Origin of the sequence: Chryseobacterium sp. c4a, assembly GCF_009900745.1 — a bacterium.
In the GTDB taxonomy this organism is placed as follows: domain Bacteria; phylum Bacteroidota; class Bacteroidia; order Flavobacteriales; family Weeksellaceae; genus Chryseobacterium.
Genome location: NZ_WXVU01000011.1, coordinates 121,806 through 137,675, shown reverse-complemented (window position 1 = coordinate 137,675; position 15,870 = coordinate 121,806). Strand labels below are relative to the sequence as shown.

At 35.9% G+C, this 15,870-nt stretch carries 20 protein-coding genes; 9 read left to right on the top strand and 11 right to left on the bottom strand.

The features are described 5' to 3' along the window. The first annotated feature begins 28 nt into the window (after positions 1-28). Entirely contained in the window at positions 29-916 is an 888-nt protein-coding gene (locus tag GTR01_RS15050) for a helix-turn-helix domain-containing protein (RefSeq protein WP_160138628.1), read from the top strand. Positions 917-1,199: 283 nt separating this feature from the next. Here the strand turns inward: GTR01_RS15050 and GTR01_RS15045 are convergent, their stop codons facing one another. Together GTR01_RS15045 and GTR01_RS15040 are read right to left on the bottom strand one after the other, a co-directional pair. Next, positions 1,200-2,309, bottom strand: coding sequence for a DNA topoisomerase IB (locus tag GTR01_RS15045; RefSeq protein ID WP_160138627.1), 1,110 nt, complete (start codon positions 2,307-2,309; stop codon positions 1,200-1,202). 201 nt (positions 2,310-2,510) lie between these two features. Beyond that, a complete protein-coding gene (locus tag GTR01_RS15040; protein ID WP_160138626.1) occupies positions 2,511-2,948 on the bottom strand; it encodes a DUF6526 family protein in 438 nt (145 codons plus the stop codon). Positions 2,949-3,389: 441 nt separating this feature from the next. Between GTR01_RS15040 and GTR01_RS15035 the strand changes: the two genes are divergently transcribed. From GTR01_RS15035 to GTR01_RS15020, 4 genes are all read left to right on the top strand, one after another. Further along, on the top strand, positions 3,390-5,159 hold the full coding sequence (locus tag GTR01_RS15035; protein WP_160138625.1) for an aminopeptidase P family protein: 1,770 nt from the start codon (positions 3,390-3,392) through the stop codon (positions 5,157-5,159). 475 nt (positions 5,160-5,634) lie between these two features. Beyond that, positions 5,635-6,201, top strand: coding sequence for a Crp/Fnr family transcriptional regulator (locus tag GTR01_RS15030; RefSeq protein ID WP_160138624.1), 567 nt, complete (start codon positions 5,635-5,637; stop codon positions 6,199-6,201). Between the two features lie 53 nt (positions 6,202-6,254). Next, on the top strand, positions 6,255-7,280 hold the full coding sequence (locus tag GTR01_RS15025) for a saccharopine dehydrogenase (protein ID WP_160138623.1): 1,026 nt from the start codon (positions 6,255-6,257) through the stop codon (positions 7,278-7,280). Then, positions 7,277-7,855, top strand: coding sequence for an NAD(P)H-dependent oxidoreductase (locus GTR01_RS15020; RefSeq protein ID WP_160138622.1), 579 nt, complete (start codon positions 7,277-7,279; stop codon positions 7,853-7,855). The genes GTR01_RS15025 and GTR01_RS15020 overlap by 4 nt, the downstream gene beginning before the upstream one ends. 71 nt (positions 7,856-7,926) lie before the next feature. Here GTR01_RS15020 and GTR01_RS15015 read toward each other — a convergent pair whose 3' ends face one another. From GTR01_RS15015 to GTR01_RS15005, 3 genes are all read right to left on the bottom strand, one after another. Then, positions 7,927-8,649, bottom strand: coding sequence for a siderophore-interacting protein (locus tag GTR01_RS15015; RefSeq protein ID WP_160138621.1), 723 nt, complete (start codon positions 8,647-8,649; stop codon positions 7,927-7,929). 159 nt (positions 8,650-8,808) lie between these two features. Further along, entirely contained in the window at positions 8,809-9,672 is an 864-nt protein-coding gene (locus tag GTR01_RS15010; RefSeq protein ID WP_160138620.1) for a helix-turn-helix domain-containing protein, read from the bottom strand. Positions 9,673-9,715: 43 nt separating this feature from the next. Next, positions 9,716-10,351, bottom strand: a complete 636-nt coding sequence (locus GTR01_RS15005; protein ID WP_160138619.1) for a LysE family translocator — start codon at positions 10,349-10,351, stop codon at positions 9,716-9,718. A gap of 202 nt (positions 10,352-10,553) precedes the next feature. Between GTR01_RS15005 and GTR01_RS15000 the strand changes: the two genes are divergently transcribed. From GTR01_RS15000 to GTR01_RS14985, 4 genes are read left to right on the top strand one after another with little or no spacing between them, the layout of a single operon-like run. Further along, positions 10,554-11,264, top strand: a complete 711-nt coding sequence (locus GTR01_RS15000) for a hypothetical protein (RefSeq protein ID WP_160138618.1) — start codon at positions 10,554-10,556, stop codon at positions 11,262-11,264. Then, complete coding sequence (locus GTR01_RS14995; protein WP_160138617.1) at positions 11,251-11,895, top strand: hypothetical protein; 645 nt, start codon at positions 11,251-11,253, stop codon at positions 11,893-11,895. The genes GTR01_RS15000 and GTR01_RS14995 overlap by 14 nt, the downstream gene beginning before the upstream one ends. Continuing rightward, positions 11,865-12,614 carry a sensor histidine kinase gene (locus GTR01_RS14990; RefSeq protein ID WP_160138616.1) on the top strand — a complete coding sequence of 250 codons (750 nt, stop codon included), beginning with the start codon at positions 11,865-11,867 and terminating at the stop codon, positions 12,612-12,614. The genes GTR01_RS14995 and GTR01_RS14990 overlap by 31 nt, the downstream gene beginning before the upstream one ends. 7 nt (positions 12,615-12,621) lie before the next feature. After that, complete coding sequence (locus tag GTR01_RS14985; protein WP_160138615.1) at positions 12,622-13,299, top strand: response regulator; 678 nt, start codon at positions 12,622-12,624, stop codon at positions 13,297-13,299. A 67-nt stretch (positions 13,300-13,366) separates the two neighbouring features. Here GTR01_RS14985 and GTR01_RS14980 read toward each other — a convergent pair whose 3' ends face one another. The 6 genes from GTR01_RS14980 to GTR01_RS14955 all read right to left on the bottom strand — a co-directional run bounded on the left by GTR01_RS14980 (position 13,367) and on the right by GTR01_RS14955 (position 15,414). After that, positions 13,367-13,645: a RebB family R body protein gene (locus GTR01_RS14980; RefSeq protein WP_068944080.1), complete on the bottom strand. Its 279-nt coding sequence runs from the start codon at positions 13,643-13,645 to the stop codon at positions 13,367-13,369. Positions 13,646-13,730: 85 nt separating this feature from the next. Further along, the gene (locus GTR01_RS14975) at positions 13,731-14,009 is read right to left on the bottom strand and encodes a RebB family R body protein (protein WP_068944079.1); all 279 of its coding nucleotides are present in this window, start codon (positions 14,007-14,009) and stop codon (positions 13,731-13,733) included. Positions 14,010-14,095: 86 nt separating this feature from the next. Then, the gene (locus tag GTR01_RS14970; protein ID WP_068944078.1) at positions 14,096-14,374 is read right to left on the bottom strand and encodes a RebB family R body protein; all 279 of its coding nucleotides are present in this window, start codon (positions 14,372-14,374) and stop codon (positions 14,096-14,098) included. An 85-nt stretch (positions 14,375-14,459) separates the two neighbouring features. Beyond that, the gene (locus GTR01_RS14965) at positions 14,460-14,738 is read right to left on the bottom strand and encodes a RebB family R body protein (RefSeq protein ID WP_160138614.1); all 279 of its coding nucleotides are present in this window, start codon (positions 14,736-14,738) and stop codon (positions 14,460-14,462) included. Between the two features lie 82 nt (positions 14,739-14,820). Then, positions 14,821-15,081: a RebB family R body protein gene (locus tag GTR01_RS14960; RefSeq protein WP_068944076.1), complete on the bottom strand. Its 261-nt coding sequence runs from the start codon at positions 15,079-15,081 to the stop codon at positions 14,821-14,823. 72 nt (positions 15,082-15,153) lie between these two features. Next, positions 15,154-15,414, bottom strand: a complete 261-nt coding sequence (locus tag GTR01_RS14955) for a RebB family R body protein (protein ID WP_160138613.1) — start codon at positions 15,412-15,414, stop codon at positions 15,154-15,156. Between the last annotated feature and the right edge of the window lie 456 nt (positions 15,415-15,870).

Here is a 15,870-nt window from a genome sequence, read left to right as displayed (position 1 = left end):
CTAATTTTAATTTATCATAATATCGTAAATGGAAGTATTATCCAATTTTCAATACAAAAAACTTTTTCTGCCCAATATCACAGAGAAAATATTAGCCAATAATGCGGATATACAGCTTTATCGGATAGAGAATTACCTCAAAGGGATTCTGATGCCGGTAATTCCATACCGTACAACGTTTAACTTTATTATTTTCGTGACCAACGGGCATATTAAGCAATATCTTGAAAATAAAGAATACCATGCTGAAAAAGGTGGGGTAATCTTTATTAAGCAGGGAACCATTACAGCTACCGTAGAACTATCCGATGATATTGAAGGTTTCTTTCTTGCCTACGAAAATAATATCCTTTCCGAACAAGAACTGCCTAAACATAAAAGCAGTATTTTCTTTATGACTCCTTTCCTGAATCTGGATAGTCTGACTTATGGCACCATTACCCAGCTTTTACCCATCATGGAACAGGAACTTTGGCTGAATAGTCTGAATGTGAATGATGTTGTTGTCACTATGCTTCACCTGATTTTGATCAAAATGCTCAGTACAGATTCAGATACTCATCATAAATCTGCCACACGACCGATGGAGCTGTCACTTCAGTTTCGGGATCTTTTATTCAAGTATCATGTAGGCGAAAAAAGAGTAGCATTTTATGCTGATAAACTATCTGTAACTGAAAGTTATCTGAATAAATGTGTGAAAAGTGTGACCCAAAAATCACCAAAGCAATGGATCAATGAAATCGATATCAATTACAGTAAAGCATTGCTGCATTCTAGTAAAGACATTGCTGAAATTGCTTATGAACTAAACTTTCACACTGCGTCCCATTTTACCCAGCTTTTCAAAAAAATTGCAGGAATTACACCGAAAGAGTACAGGACTCAGTTTTTGAGCAATAGAGTGAAAGGGTAAGTCTGGGGCTGGAAGCTGGGAGAGGGAAGCTTGAAGTTCTTGAAACCTCCAAAATCAATTGTTGGCTCTTTAACGGATTTATATTTATCTACGGGCCTATTGGATAACTATTATTTACTCATGGTCTTTTGTCATTCTGACGAAGGAAGAATCTCCTATACAGAAAGATTTCTTTCGTTAAAAATAAAAAACCAATATAAAAACATTAAAAAATTTAAAACGACATCTGGAGTACTATCGTCTAATAGCACTTCCATCCTCCAGCTTCCCTCTTCCCTCCCAACTACATCTTCTCATTCTCCAACATCTTAATCACCAGCTTCTCCTCTTGGGTCAGATCTGCTTTTCCGTCATTTTCTTCAATGACTTCCAGTTCGTCAAAATATTTTTTGATTGTATTGTTTTCGTAAAGGTTGATGACTAAAGGATGAACATAATATTTCCTGCACACAGCACTGGTATTCCCCAAATGTTCAGCAACAATATCCAGAGCTTCCTTTACTTTCTTTTTATATTGAGTATCGTTTTCTGCATACCCAATTTCCCTGAAAGCAATCAAAGCATTTACTGTACCTGACCAGGTTCTGAAATCCTTGGCTGTAAAATCGTCACCACTTATTTCTTTGATATAGTCATTCACCATCCCGGAATCTATGGAATGTTGGTTTCCTTCATCATCCAGATACTGAAAAAGCTCTTTGCCTGGAATATCTTTACATTTCTGTACCAATCTTGCCAATCTCTTACTTCTTAGGTCTACATGATGCATGATACCCTTTTTCCCTTTAAATGAAAAAGTTATTTTTTGTCCTTTAATTTGAACATGTTTATCCTTCAAAGTAGTGAGGCCAAACGAACCATACAATTTTTCATAGACATTATTGCCAATACGGATATTGGTTCTTTGCATGAGGCTTACAATCAGGGCTAGTATTTTTCTCTTTTCAAAATTCCTTAAAGCGAGATCCTGCTCAATATGAAGCCGGACGTTTGGTAATGCATATCCGAACTGAAGCATTCTATAGAACTTAGTATGATTCCTTAAAGCACTCCATAACGGATGATAGCGGTATTGCTTTCTTTTTTTTACATCAAAGCCTGTGGCCTGAAGATGGCCGTTTTCTAAAGCACAGATCCATACATTTTCCCAAGCCGGAGGAATGACCAGCTTATTGATCCTGGTAATTTCGTTTTTATCCCGGATCTTTTCACCATCTTTATAATAAGAATATTTTTTCCCGGTCTTCTTACGGGTAATTCCGGTGGTTTCTGCATCGGTGGTATAAATAAGATGTACCGCCTTTGCAGAAGCTTCCGGATCCTTCATGATTTTAACAATCTTTGATGGCTTCAGGTGAGAAATGATCTCTAAGTCTGTATTCTTCTCCTCCATAAAACATGGTTAAGAGTTTTTACCCTTCGAAAAAATCAGTAAAAGAATCACTACTATTACACAAACTAAGAAAATTCCCCACCACATTCCGGCTTTAAAGATTGTTCCTACTGCTTCACAACTTGTTAATGTTAACAAACTTAATATCGTAATACTATATAGGCTCCATTTTTTCATAGTGTATATTTTATTGGTGTCTGGTTATACTCGGAGTTTGTCGGCTTTCCAGTTTTTGATGGATCTTTTGATCTCATCCCCTGAAATATTCTCATGAAGTGCCCTGTACAAAAGCTCCTTAAATTCATCATCATGCGCAAATCTTAAAGCTGCAATCTGGTCAAACCTTAATTTTTCAACTGTTTCATCAGACCTTCTGTTAAAAATCTCAAAATACCGTTGCTTAAATTCTAGGATTATCATGCGGTTCTGAAGTCCTAAAGCATAATGTTGCCTGGTCATAAATGCCAGATAAAAAAGCAGAAATATGACGATTGAAAATAAGATCCAGACCAGCTGGTTACTGGGATCATCCCAGATTTTATAGATTCCTAAAATCTCCAAAACAATTAATAAAGGGAGATAAATAAAATGATGAGGTGGATAAAATTTTCTGTGGTTATTATAGTTCTGCTGTTTCATAGGAATTAATGCAGCAATAATCCTTCCAAAAATTTATTATTTTAATAAAAAATATCATTTTATGGTATGAATTTTACTTTTTTTTACAAGAATGCAAGTTGAGTTTTACTTTATCATCTATGTGGTTAAAAAACATAAATACATGATTTAAACCACATAGATGCATAAGTTTATGAAGCTGAAAAGAAAGACTTAACCGCAAATTTTACGGATTTTTGTGTTTGCCTTATAGGTTATTTAAGCTTTTTAAATGATATAGGTATTTGTTGTCAATGCACAAATAAAAACGATTCGTGCATTAGTGGGCATTAAAAATTCTAGTTTAGATGTGTTCCCTATCAGAATTCATAAAAAAATAACATATCATTCGGAAAATAGGGACTTTATTTGCTTCTTCGACTTCAAATTTTTCGTAACTTTCGGTGTTTAAAAATGAAAAGAATGACTTCAAAGGAAAAAGTTGCTGCGCTTCGTGAAGAAATGCAGAAAAATAATGTTGATGCATTTATAGTATATTCTGCAGATCCGCACATGAGTGAGTACCTTCCTGAAGAATGGCAGGAAAGAGCTTGGCTTTCAGGATTCTTAGGTTCTGCCGGTTTTGTGGTGGTAACTAAGGACAAAGCAGGCCTTTGGACAGACGGAAGATACTTTACACAAGCTGCTATTGAACTGGACGGTTCAGGAATCGACCTTTTCAAAGACGGGATAGAAGGAACTCCTAATTATATTGATTGGATTATTTCTGAAATTCCGGCTGGAGGTAAAGTGGCTGTAAATGCTTTAGCGGCTTCCAATGCCAACTGGGAACTACTTTCTCAAAAATTTAATTTAAAAAATATTACCCTTGCTGATATTCCTCTTTTAAAGGAGGTTTGGACAGAAAGAGGAACTCCATCTGCTAACCCAATCTTTATACAACCAGTAGAAAGAGCAGGTAAATCTGTAGCAGATAAACTTTCTGCTATCCGTCAGAAAATGGAAGAGCAGGAGGCAACCGTTCACATTATTTCAAGTCTGGATGATGTAGCCTGGACATCTAACCTAAGAGGAAGCGATGTACAGAGCAATCCTGTATTTTTAGGATATATTGTGATTACTAAAAATGATGCTGTTCTATTTACAGGATTAGAAAAACTTGAAGTAGAAGCAAGAAAACAAATGGATGATTCTTTCGTAAAAATGATGCCTTACGAAGAATTTTATAACTATCTGAAAGCTTTCAAAAATGAAAAAGTATTGGTTTCTCCAAACAGCAACCAGCAGATTTTTGAAACATTAAAAACAGACAACCAATTTATCAAAGCTCCGGTACCAGGAAACCTGATGAAAGCTCAGAAAAATGAAACTGAGTTGGAAGGTTTCAGAAAAGTAATGGTAAGAGACGGAGTTGCTATGGTGAAATTCCTTTATTGGCTGACTCACAATGCAGGAAAAGAAGCGATGAATGAATATTCTATCGGTGAAAAACTGAGAGGTTTCCGTGCTGCAGGGGAAAATTTTGTAGGAGAAAGCTTCGGATCTATCATTGGGTACAAAGATAATGGCGCAATCATGCACTATTCTGCTAAGAAAGAAGGAAGCAAAGAAGTAACCAATGAAGATACAATCCTTGTAGATTCAGGAGGTCAATATCTTGAGGGAACTACTGATATTACAAGAACTTTTGCATTGGGAACCCCTTCAGAAGAGTTCAAAAGAAATTCTACTTTGGTATTGCAGGGATTGATTCGTTTATCAATGGTAAAATTCCCTAAAGGAACAAAAGGAGTACATCTTGATGCTATTGCAAGACTTCCGTTATGGATGGAAGGCAAAGACTTCAACCACGGAACAGGACATGGAGTAGGAAGCTTTATGAACGTTCACGAAGGGCCACAGAATATCAGAAAAGACCTTAATCCTCAGGATCTTCTTCCGGGAATGGTTTGTTCCAACGAACCGGGATACTATCTTGAAGGACACTACGGAATCCGTCATGAAAACCTTATCGCAGTAAGAGAAGCAGAAAAAACAATTCACGGAACATTCTATGAATTTGAAACATTAACGTTCTGCCCATTCTTCAAAGATACTGTGGTAAAAGAAATTCTTTCAGAAAGTGAAATTGCATGGCTGAATGATTATCATAAAACATGTGAAGAAAAACTTGCTCCTTATTTGGATGGAGAAGTGAAAGAATGGTTCTTACAATTGGTAAGCCCATTGTAATAAAAACTAAAGTCAATGTGGTGAGAACCTTAAACATTGAACTTTAAACTTTATAATACTAAACAAATAATTGTTAGATCAGTAAAAGTCCTGTAAGTTTCTTGCAGGGCTTTTTTATTTATACAACCGTATTTTCACGGATAAAATTGTAGGGATTCTCCTGATGATAGGATGTACAGCTCTTTTTATCTTTGCAACAACAAACACATCATTTCATATCTTCATATAATAACTTAGTAATTCAAAACGGTTGATCATCCCGCTCTGGGATGGTTTTTTTATTGTTGGAAGCAGGGAAGCTGGAAGTTATGAAGGCCAATAGATATTATTTTCTTTTTAATTGGGTTATAACAATCAGGAGTAATTGTATCCTGATAGTAACTTCCAGCCTCTTTCTTCCATCTAACTTTCTCACCCCGGATTTAATTTTCTGCTAAGTTTTATTTATTTTCGCCACATCAAGAAATTCCAACAAATGGTACATGATTTTTTTCGGAGCTTTGAATTGTTTTCAGAAAATGAGATTGAAGAGTTTTTGCAGCTTTTTGAAATAAGGAAAGTCAGCAAAAATGAGTATTTTATACAGGAAGGTGAGAAATGCAGGGAAGTGGCCTTTATACAATCAGGAATTTTCCGTTCCTTTTATCTTTCTGATGACGGAAAAGATACAACGTATTGTTTCAGATTTCCTGGCACAATGATGGCTGCTTATTCATCATTTATTTCCGGCTGCCTCAGTAAAGAAAGCATGCAGGCGATTACCGATGCAGAGCTTTTGATTTTGAAGAAAGAAAAGATAGATGCTTTGGTTCAGGACAATCTCAACTGGACGAAGTTTTTGAAGATGATTGCAGAACAGGAATATCTTGAATTGGAAAAACGATTTTTTCAACTTCAGAGAGATAGTGCTACCCAGCGTTATATAACACTTCTTAAAAATTACCCGGATTATATTCAGAAAATCCCGTTACAGTATCTTGCTTCTTATCTGGGAATTACGCAACGACATTTAAGCCGCATCAGAAAGGAGATCTCTTTTTAGACATTTGTCCTGTTTATTGGTTGACAGGCTCTATAATTTTGTCAAAAAAATAGATGGAGCACAATATTCTGATTATCGGAGGAAATGGATTGGTGGGCAAAACGATTGCCCGTATTTTACAGACGAGAAACCCTCATCTCAATATTTTTATTGGTGGACGTAAAGGCGGAAATAAAGGTCGGGATTTAAAGATTAACGTAACAGATCCCAGTACCTTTCAGGTTATTAAGGATCAAAACATAAACCTGATCATTCTTTCCGTGAATGATAAATCTGACCATATTCTGAAATATGCAATAGCCAATCATATTGATTATCTGGACATCACCAAGCCTACTCCTGCCTTGGTAAAGGCTTATAATATTACAGAAAAATCCGAAATAAACAGCAGAATTGTTTTCAGCTCAGGATGGATGGGGGGAATAGTACCCGGATTGGCTAATACATTATCAGAAAATCCTGATGATATAAAGGGAGTAAAGCTTTTTGTATATTATTCTGTTAAAGATTTGGCAGGGGAAAGTTCAGCTCATTTTATGGCAGAGAATGTTGCTGTTCCTTTTCATGACTATAAAAATGACCGACCTCATTCTATCAGACACTTTTTAGATACGGAAACTTTTGATTTTTCTTTTGGAATCGGAAAGAGAAGTGCCTATAATTTTGATGTTCCTGATCTGTATATTCTAAACAGAACTGAAAGGATTCCAAATGTAAGTGTAAAAATGACGTACAGTTCAAAATGGATAACATGGCTTCTTGGCTCTTTCCAATATATCCGGCTTTTCGATATTTTATCCTTAAAAACAAGACAACAGATCTTTAGTGCCAGCGGGAATGGAGATCAATCTGTTTTTGAAATCATCGTACAGGATCAATACGAACTGAAGAAGCTGAGCTTACAAAGCACAAAAGGACAGGCAGAATTAACAGCTTTATCAGCGGTTTTGCATACAGAAGAATTGTTGAGAAATCCTCACGAACACAATGTGTATTTCAGTCATCAATTGCATGAGCCTTTATCATTATTGGCTCAGCTTAATGCCTATGAAACCATTAATATCAATATAACACAATGAAAAAAATAGCGATTATCAACGGTCATCCTAATAAAGACTCTTTCAATTTTGGAGTGACGGAGGCTTATAAAAACGGAGCCCTGGAAGCAGGAGCAGAAGTAAAAGAAATTACCATTGCAGAGTTAAACTTTAATCCCAATTTGCAATTTGGGTATCAAAAAAGAATGGAGCTTGAACCAGATTTGTTAAATGCCTGGGAAATTATTCAATGGGCAGATCACTTGGTTTGGGTGCACCCTGTTTGGTGGGGAGGTTTACCAGCTTTAATGAAAGGTTTTATCGATAGGCTTTTCCTTCCTGGATTAGCTTATAAATACAGAGAAAATTCTTTATGGTGGGATAAGCTTTTAAAAGGAAAAACAGCCCATATTATTACCACAATCGATCAGCCGGGCTGGTATTACCGTTTGATGTATGGTAGACCAAGTGTCAATCAGCTTAAAATATCAACCCTGGAGTTTTGTGGAGTAAAGCCCGTGAAAGTAACCTATTTGGGTATTATCCGGACTTCTAACGAAGATCAGCGAAAAACATGGCTGAAGAAAGTGAAATCTTTGGGGCAAAAATTAAAATAGAATAGTATTAAAAAGAACATGGAAGTTGGAAATTCTTCTAAAAAATAATGTAATCTCCAGCTTCCTGTCTTTTACAATCCCTTTTTCCCCTCAATCCAGTAGGCTTGAGATCTGATGCATCTCGCAGAAACTCCTTTAGCTTTAAGAAACTTTCTTATTAAGGACATTCTGGAGCCGTTTCCGGTAAGGTAAAAGACAGCAGCATCATTATAGATGGCTTCTTTTTCTTCTCTTAGAAAATCAGTTAAGGCTTCTATAATTCTCATTGTGCTGTTTTTGGGACTATGATAGCCATATAAATTGAGGCTTTCCAAAGCTTGAGCTTCTTCCAGTTCATGAAGACAAATAAATGAAGAACCACATTCTTCCACGGCTTCTTTAATGGAAAGAGAGCTGCCTAATGACGTTTCGTCTCCTATTGAAAAATGGATTTTTGCATCCGGCTCAAAAAAACGTTTTCCTCTGGGCATTAATATTTTGATTGAATCTCCGATAGATAACTCCGTGGCAAAGCGACTGCCCACCGCCGAATCATCATGGAGATGAAATAAAACTTCAAACGTTCCCGCTTCTCTATTAAAATTGAAGGGTGAATAATTGCGGAAATCCCTGTCGTTGATTCTTATTCCAATGGCATAAGCCGGTTCAATCCGAATATCCTGTAAATTGGTTTCAAAACGTACAAGGCGAAGATTTTGCGATATGGAGTCTATGTAAATAACTTTACAATCTTTAAATTTTGAAGACCATACATTCTCTACTGTATCATTGATCCATTTTGGTAAACTTGGCATAAATAATTTTTATTGCAAAGGAAGCTTCAAAATTAAAATATACCGATAGCCATTTCAAGGAAATGATTGGACAATTCGTGGTTGGTGAAGTAAATGAAAAGGACTAAAGGAAGTGGAAGTAGGAAGATTTTTAAGTATAATGAAGAAAATGAAGTTGAGCTACCTGTTGGCATTCCTGAACTCTGATGGTGATTGATCTTCCAATTTTGAAAACAAACGGCTGAAATAAGTATGATCATTATATCCTAATTCGTAAGCAATTTCCTTTACTGTAAGATGAGTAAAGACAAGTAAGCGCTTGGCTTCAATTAAAATTTCCTGATGAATCCAGTGTTGTGCAGGTTTTCCGGTTACCTCACGAATTGCTTCTGTGAGATATCCCCTTGAAATATTAAGTTTTTCTGCATATTCGGATGGACTTTTCATGGTTTTATGGCTTTGCCGTACCAAGATTTTGAATGCTCTTGTCAATTGTAAAGAACGATTTTCACCAGTAGCCTGAGAAGAATTCTCTTTTGAATAAATAAGGGCAAACATTCCTATAAAAGAATGTAATAAAGATTGAATAATAAGGAAACCCTCTTTGGAAGCCAGCATTTCATCCGTATAAAAGGTATGAAGTATCGCTGCTGTATTATTAAACTTTTCTACCCATTTTTTATCTATCGTCAGAGGTTGTATTCCTTCCAGAGACTCCTCAAAGACAGAACGTACGGCATCCGGAACCAGATCAGATTTTATAGCGATAAACCATCCATTCACTTTGTCCATTAAAAGACCTTGATGTACTTGTCCTGGCAATACACAAAAAATGGTGGAATCTTTAGCTTCAATGATGTTGAAGTCAACCATCATTTTTACATGTCCGCTTTCCATACAAGTAAAAATATAATGACTATCGCGATGTATTCCTTTATCTATAAGGATTTCCTCTGTATTATAGGTATTCCTATCCATTCTTTTGATATGAAAACGGTGTTTGGAAACATCACTTAAATCGTAAGTAGGAATGGTATGCTTCATCTTTTGAAACTTTTTTATAGATTAAAAGGTTCTGTACATTCAGTTATTTAGCTTTTGAAAAAGCCATTTTTACAGCCAGGAAGACGAGTACACTTGCCATAAACCATTTCTGTACCTTAATCCATGCCGGATTATTGGAAAAAAATACGGCTACTTTTGCTGCTGTAAGGACTATTAAGAAATTAACGCTGAAACTGAGCAAAACCTGTACTACTCCAAGTTCTAAACTCTGGCTTAGTATCGAACCATATTCGGGTTTAATGAACTGCGGAAAAAATGATAAGTAGAATACCGCTACCTTGGGATTGAGTACATTGGTCAGAAAACCAACAGTGAATAGCTTTTTAGGGCTATCATGTGAAATACTATGATCCACTTCAAAAATATTTTTACTCTTAGGTTTGATGGCTTGATAAGCTAAATATAAAAGATAAACGGTACCTGCCGTTTTCAAAACTGTGTAAGCAAACGGAACGGCTAACAATACAGCTGTGAGTCCAAAAGAAACCATAATGATGTGAAACATAAATCCACAAATAACCCCAGTTAATGAGATAAATCCGGACTTTTTACCCTGAGTGATCGATTTTGAAATCAAATAAATCATATTCGGCCCCGGGCTGATAGCCAGTATAAGTGCCGCCGCCATAAAAAATGGTAGGTCTTGAAATGGAATCATAAGTCAGAATGTTTTACATCATATTTTTCAGAACAAAGATACACGCTGTTTTTGAACTGATTTTATAAAAAACAAAAGAATATTAAATTTTATTCAATTGTGTTTTATTTTACACTTAAATGTGATTTAAAACAGATAGCAGTGCATTTTTTTTGTAAATTTCAACTCATAAAATAATTATCATTCAAAAATATTTATTACCATGACAACGGAAAACATCTTTGAAGCCCTTAGAAACTGGAAAAACCTTATTGATTCTTATACCATTGAAAATGATACGAATGGAACCGAAATTTGGAATTACTTAAATCAGGGAACTCATTTCAGCGTTTCAGGAAGAGAAATTGAGCAATGGGCAAAGAATCTGGAAAATGAAGAACTCAAAAGAATTCATGCGTATATAGGTATTCATGAAAAGAAATTAAAGTTTTTTCTGATTGATTCTAAAAGTGATAAAGATGCTGATTTTAGTACCGTTATTGCTAAAGATTTTTTATTCAATTTTCCGGAATCAAAGATTGAAAGCAGTTGTGATATGGTAGATCTTCCTACTACAATTACCGCAGAATCTGCTATTAACCGTAATTTTAGATGGAATATGTTTGGAACAGCATGGCTGCGGTCTCAGAAAGACAAAGATTTTTTCCAGGTGATTTCAATTCCTTTTTCAGATTATACAGACATGAGGATTGAAGGAGAGAAAACCTGTACGAGTTTCTTCGGACTTACTGATGATCTGGAAAAGAAAGATCCAGATTTTCCGTATCATATAGAAATTATTACTGTAGAAAGCCTTGCTGTTGATCATATAAGTAAAGAAGCAGAAAATTATTCTACCCCAAGACCTCCATTTTCCGTTGATACCCTCAGTGATTATCAACTTTTGAAGAAAAGCAGTAGTGTTTTCGTATAACAACCTGTCTCTGTATCTGCAAATTATCATTAATCTGGTTTTATTGGCAGGATTGATTGTATTGATAAAAGAAAAGGCGAAAGCAAAAGTTCCTGTGATCATCCTACTTTCAGGAGAGTTGATTCTGGAACTTACGGACTTAATTGATCGGATGATGAAGCTCAATACCCTCAATACCTACAATTATGCATTGAGCCAGTTTTTTGGCTTGATGATCCTTACAGTGATTTACAACAATTATTATATTCAGCTTTCCCGTCAAGTAAGATGGATTATTTATTGTTATGCAGGATTGGTTTTGGTGGGAAATATGCTTTATGTACAAAATGATGCATTGGTTACTTTTTATTCCAATATTATAACCAGTGTCATTATTTGCAGCTATGCAGCCTCTTATTTTATGAAGATTATCAGAGAAGGACGTGTAGAAAAGAAGATGTTCATTGTCAATGTTATTGTTTTTTTATTTTTTTCTGTAGAATGTCTCATCTCCACTGCTTTTAATTTTCTAATCAGCAATCATTTGAACTGGGTAGCACCCATTTGGCTTTTTAGAGGCGTTTTGCTGTTGTCTTTTTATATTGCTTTTATTAATCTGGGATGTGGCGTTGGGAAAATCAGGATCAGATAGTTATATGGATATGGATCGGTATTGGACTATTTTTATTAACAACTTTATTAATTACTTTATTGGTTGTTAACTATTTAAAAAGTATAAAGAGAAATAAGAAGAAGGTTTCTCAGCTGGTTCGTAGTACCCAAAAAGAATATTGGGAGAATATGCTGGTTCTGCAAGAGAAGGATAGGGAGCGGTTGGCAGAAGAGCTTCATGATAACATTATTTCACAGCTGAATCTCATTCGTTTGAATCTTCATGATAAAAAACCGGAAGAACTCAGTCGGGATTTAAAAAAATCGATGCAATTGATTCGCGAACTGTCACACAATCTTACTCCACCGGATCTTAATGAGATTGATCTAAAGGATTTGATTGAAGATTATCTGGAACAGGTTAATAAAAATACAAAAGTGGTTTTTCATTCTATGACAATAGGAATGCCGCTCAGTAACTCTGTGAAATTAAACCTTTTCAGAATTGTTCAGGAACTCGTTACCAATATTCTAAAGCACGCAGAAGCTACCAGAATTGATGTTTCACTGAGAATATCTCTGAATTATCTGATGCTGACGATTGAAGACAACGGAAGAGGCTTCGTAATCGGAAATCATTCCGGAGGTATTGGCCTGAGGAATATTAAATCACGGGCACAGAAAATCAAAGCGATTTATAAACTTAAAACACAGCCTGAAAAAGGAACAAAATTTATAGCCTGTATGGCAATACAATAAAATAAATATGGAACATTCAAAAATTAAAATAGGAATTGTAGATGATGACCTGCTGTTTGTGCAGCTTTTAAAAAATTATATTGAAAATAGTGGGAATTATCAGGTTGTTCTTACATCAACCGGTGGAAATCAATTTTTTAGTGAAGATATTCCAACGCTGGACATCCTGATTTTGGATTTAAGGATGGCAAACGGAGATGGCCTTGAAGTGATGACTGAATTGTCAAAACAGGAAAACGAAATCAAAATTATAGTGCTTTCCAGTTTCTACAGACGTTCTTTTATGGGGCAGATGCTTAAAATGGGAGCTCATGCCTTTTTATCCAAAGAAATTGAACTCGAGGAACTGTTGGTGGTAATCAATACTGTTTACAACACCGGACATTATTTCTCTAATGAACAGATTGATGTGATGAGAACCCAGTTTTCTAATAAACTTTCCGAGTTTCATGCATTTTCTAAAAATGAACTCACCGATAGGGAAATTGATGTTTTAAGACTGGTTTGCCAGCAGCTAAGTACCAAGGAAATTGCAGATGCATTATTTATTTCTCCCAAAACTGTAGAAACTCATAAGACCAATCTCATGATTAAAACAGGAGTGAAAAATATGGCCGGATTAGTGATCTATGCTGTACAAAATAACATTATTGATGCCCACGAAATAGTATTGTTTGATAAATAACCATAAAGAATCAGGGAGTACACTGATGTACTCCCTGACCACAAGAAATCTAAAAAACACACTATAATTAAGGATTTAATACCTTCGCAATAGAAACAGCATCTGCAATAGTATCCAGACTATAGATCTGGATTACCCCTTGTGTAGTGGCTGCTTGACCTAAAATATTCTGTTGGTTTTGTGCAGTTACTGCATTCTCAAACATAATTCCAGTGGAATGTGCTGCTGTTTGATATACGTTACTTAAAGCTACAGCAGGAGATTCTGCTACTACTTTTACATTCGACTGCGTTACTGCGTCTGTAATTTGCTCGTTTACTGTTGAGCCAGCTTTTTCGTTAGCCATAATAATGATTGTTTATTTGGGTTTAAAAACAACCGGATTTTCCGGTTGTTCGGATAGTGATATTCTGCCTTTAGCAAAAAATGAATTACGGATTAAGGATTTTAGCCATAGAAACCGCGTCAGCGATGGTATCCAGACTGTAGATCTGAGAAATTCCCTGAGTCGTTGCAGCCTGAGTCACAATGTTCTGTTGGTTCTGTGAATTCACTGCATTTTCAAACATGATTCCTGTAGAATGTGCAGCGGTTTGATATACGTTACTTAATGCCATTGCAGGAGATTCTGCTACTACTTTTACGTTCGACTGCGTTACTGCGTCTGTGATTTGTTCGTTTACTGTTGATCCAGCTTTTTCGTTAGCCATGATGATTATTGTTTATTTAGTTTTAAAAACAGCCGGGTTTTCCGGCCATTCGGATGATGATAATTCTGCTTTTCGCAAAAAATGAATTACGGATTAAGGACTCTAGCAATAGAAACTGCATCAGCAATGGTATCCAGACTATAGATCTGAGAAATTCCCTGTGTTGTAGCAGCCTGTGTCAAAATATTTTGTTGATTTTGTGCATTCACTGCATTTTCAAACATAATTCCTGTAGAATGTGCTGCTGTTTGATATACATTACTTAATGCCATTGCAGGAGATTCTGCTACTACTTTTACGTTTGACTGCGTTACTGCGTCTGTGATTTGCTCGTTTACTGTTGAGCCAGCTTTTTCGTTAGCCATGATGATTATTGTTTATTTGAGTTAAAAACAGCCGGATTCTCCGGCTGTACGGATGATGATAATTCTGCTTTTCGCAAAAAATGAATTACGGATTAAGGACTCTAGCAATAGAAACTGCATCAGCGATGGTATCCAGGCTATAGATCTGAGAAATTCCCTGTGTAGTGGCTGCTTGTGTCAGAATATTTTGTTGATTTTGTGCATTCACTGCATTTTCAAACATGATTCCTGTAGAATGTGCAGCGGTTTGATACACGTTACTCAATGCTACAGCAGGTGATTCTGCTACTACTTTTACATTCGACTGCGTTACTGCGTCTGTGATTTGTTCGTTTACTGTTGATCCAGCTTTTTCATTAGCCATAATGATTATTGTTTATTTGAGGTTAAAAACATCCGGGTTTTCCGGTTGTTAGATTGAAAGTCTGCTTTTCGCAAAAAATAAATTAAGGAGTAAGGATTTTAGCAATAGAGATCGCATCAGCGATGGTGTCTTTGCTGTAAATTTGAGTAACACCCTGCGTTGTGGCTGCCTGGGTTAAAATATTATGTTGATTTTGTGCATTCATGGCATTTTCAAACATAATACCTGTGGAATGTGCAGCGGTTTGATACACATTACTCAACGCTACAGCAGGCGATTCTGCTACTACTTTTACGTTCGACTGGGTTACTGCGTCTGTGATTTGTCCGTTTACTGGTGGCATAATGATTATTGTTTATGGGTTAGAAACAACCGGATTTTCCGGTTGAGAGAATGAATTTTTTATTTAAAAACATTAAGGTCTCAGGATCTTAGCAATAGAAACCGCATCTGATACCGTATCCAGGCTATAGATCTGCAGAATTCCCTGAGTGGTTGCTGCCTGACCTAAAATGTTCTGTTGGTTCTGATTCGTTACTGCATTTTGAAACATAATGCCTGTGGAATGGGCTGCAGATTGATAGACATTGCTTAAAGCCATTGCTGGAGATTCGCCTATTACCTTTACGTTTGCTTGCGTTACTGCATCCGTGATTTGTTCATTGACTGTTGCCATAGTTGTAATTGTTTTTTTTGAGCTTTGCTCTCGGTTAATAATTATTGAGGTAAACTAGTTTTCTATTATATTTTTAAACTCACAACAGATCCTGCAGATGAAATACATTTCAAAAGCATTGATATAGACTGGTAATTGATGATGAGATCTGAAGGGTGATTCTTATTACAATGGTTGAAACCATTATCTGTAAAATCTGTGCGAGTTTAAAGGATATTTTTAAAGCTCAACAAGCAAAAAATGTTGTTGAAAAAGGATGCGGCTCCCATTTTTAATATCTGTCTTAAAAACGAATTCCTGTGGTATAGCAGCTGGCAATGTCGGATTCCTTTTGGGCTTGAAAATGGATTCTGAATGATTGCTTTTGAACATTGATAGCGCTTAAAGACGGTGCAAAAATTGACGTTGACTTGATTGTATATATGGATAGCACCGGATCTTATTGGTTACAGGAAA

What these genes read in the sequence shown, in the direction of transcription:
- GTR01_RS15050 (WP_160138628.1), top strand. Translation starts at nt 29, where the DNA reads ATGGAAGTATTATCCAATTTTCAATACAAAAAACTTTTTCTGCCCAAT.
- GTR01_RS15045 (WP_160138627.1), bottom strand. Translation starts at nt 2,309, where the DNA reads ATGGAGGAGAAGAATACAGACTTAGAGATCATTTCTCACCTGAAGCCA.
- GTR01_RS15040 (WP_160138626.1), bottom strand. Translation starts at nt 2,948, where the DNA reads ATGAAACAGCAGAACTATAATAACCACAGAAAATTTTATCCACCTCAT.
- GTR01_RS15035 (WP_160138625.1), top strand. Translation starts at nt 3,390, where the DNA reads ATGACTTCAAAGGAAAAAGTTGCTGCGCTTCGTGAAGAAATGCAGAAA.
- GTR01_RS15030 (WP_160138624.1), top strand. Translation starts at nt 5,635, where the DNA reads ATGGTACATGATTTTTTTCGGAGCTTTGAATTGTTTTCAGAAAATGAG.
- GTR01_RS15025 (WP_160138623.1), top strand. Translation starts at nt 6,255, where the DNA reads ATGGAGCACAATATTCTGATTATCGGAGGAAATGGATTGGTGGGCAAA.
- GTR01_RS15020 (WP_160138622.1), top strand. Translation starts at nt 7,277, where the DNA reads ATGAAAAAAATAGCGATTATCAACGGTCATCCTAATAAAGACTCTTTC.
- GTR01_RS15015 (WP_160138621.1), bottom strand. Translation starts at nt 8,649, where the DNA reads ATGCCAAGTTTACCAAAATGGATCAATGATACAGTAGAGAATGTATGG.
- GTR01_RS15010 (WP_160138620.1), bottom strand. Translation starts at nt 9,672, where the DNA reads ATGAAGCATACCATTCCTACTTACGATTTAAGTGATGTTTCCAAACAC.
- GTR01_RS15005 (WP_160138619.1), bottom strand. Translation starts at nt 10,351, where the DNA reads ATGATTCCATTTCAAGACCTACCATTTTTTATGGCGGCGGCACTTATA.
- GTR01_RS15000 (WP_160138618.1), top strand. Translation starts at nt 10,554, where the DNA reads ATGACAACGGAAAACATCTTTGAAGCCCTTAGAAACTGGAAAAACCTT.
- GTR01_RS14990 (WP_160138616.1), top strand. Translation starts at nt 11,865, where the DNA reads ATGTGGCGTTGGGAAAATCAGGATCAGATAGTTATATGGATATGGATC.
- GTR01_RS14985 (WP_160138615.1), top strand. Translation starts at nt 12,622, where the DNA reads ATGGAACATTCAAAAATTAAAATAGGAATTGTAGATGATGACCTGCTG.
- GTR01_RS14980 (WP_068944080.1), bottom strand. Translation starts at nt 13,645, where the DNA reads ATGGCTAACGAAAAAGCTGGCTCAACAGTAAACGAGCAAATTACAGAC.
- GTR01_RS14975 (WP_068944079.1), bottom strand. Translation starts at nt 14,009, where the DNA reads ATGGCTAACGAAAAAGCTGGATCAACAGTAAACGAACAAATCACAGAC.
- GTR01_RS14970 (WP_068944078.1), bottom strand. Translation starts at nt 14,374, where the DNA reads ATGGCTAACGAAAAAGCTGGCTCAACAGTAAACGAGCAAATCACAGAC.
- GTR01_RS14965 (WP_160138614.1), bottom strand. Translation starts at nt 14,738, where the DNA reads ATGGCTAATGAAAAAGCTGGATCAACAGTAAACGAACAAATCACAGAC.
- GTR01_RS14960 (WP_068944076.1), bottom strand. Translation starts at nt 15,081, where the DNA reads ATGCCACCAGTAAACGGACAAATCACAGACGCAGTAACCCAGTCGAAC.
- GTR01_RS14955 (WP_160138613.1), bottom strand. Translation starts at nt 15,414, where the DNA reads ATGGCAACAGTCAATGAACAAATCACGGATGCAGTAACGCAAGCAAAC.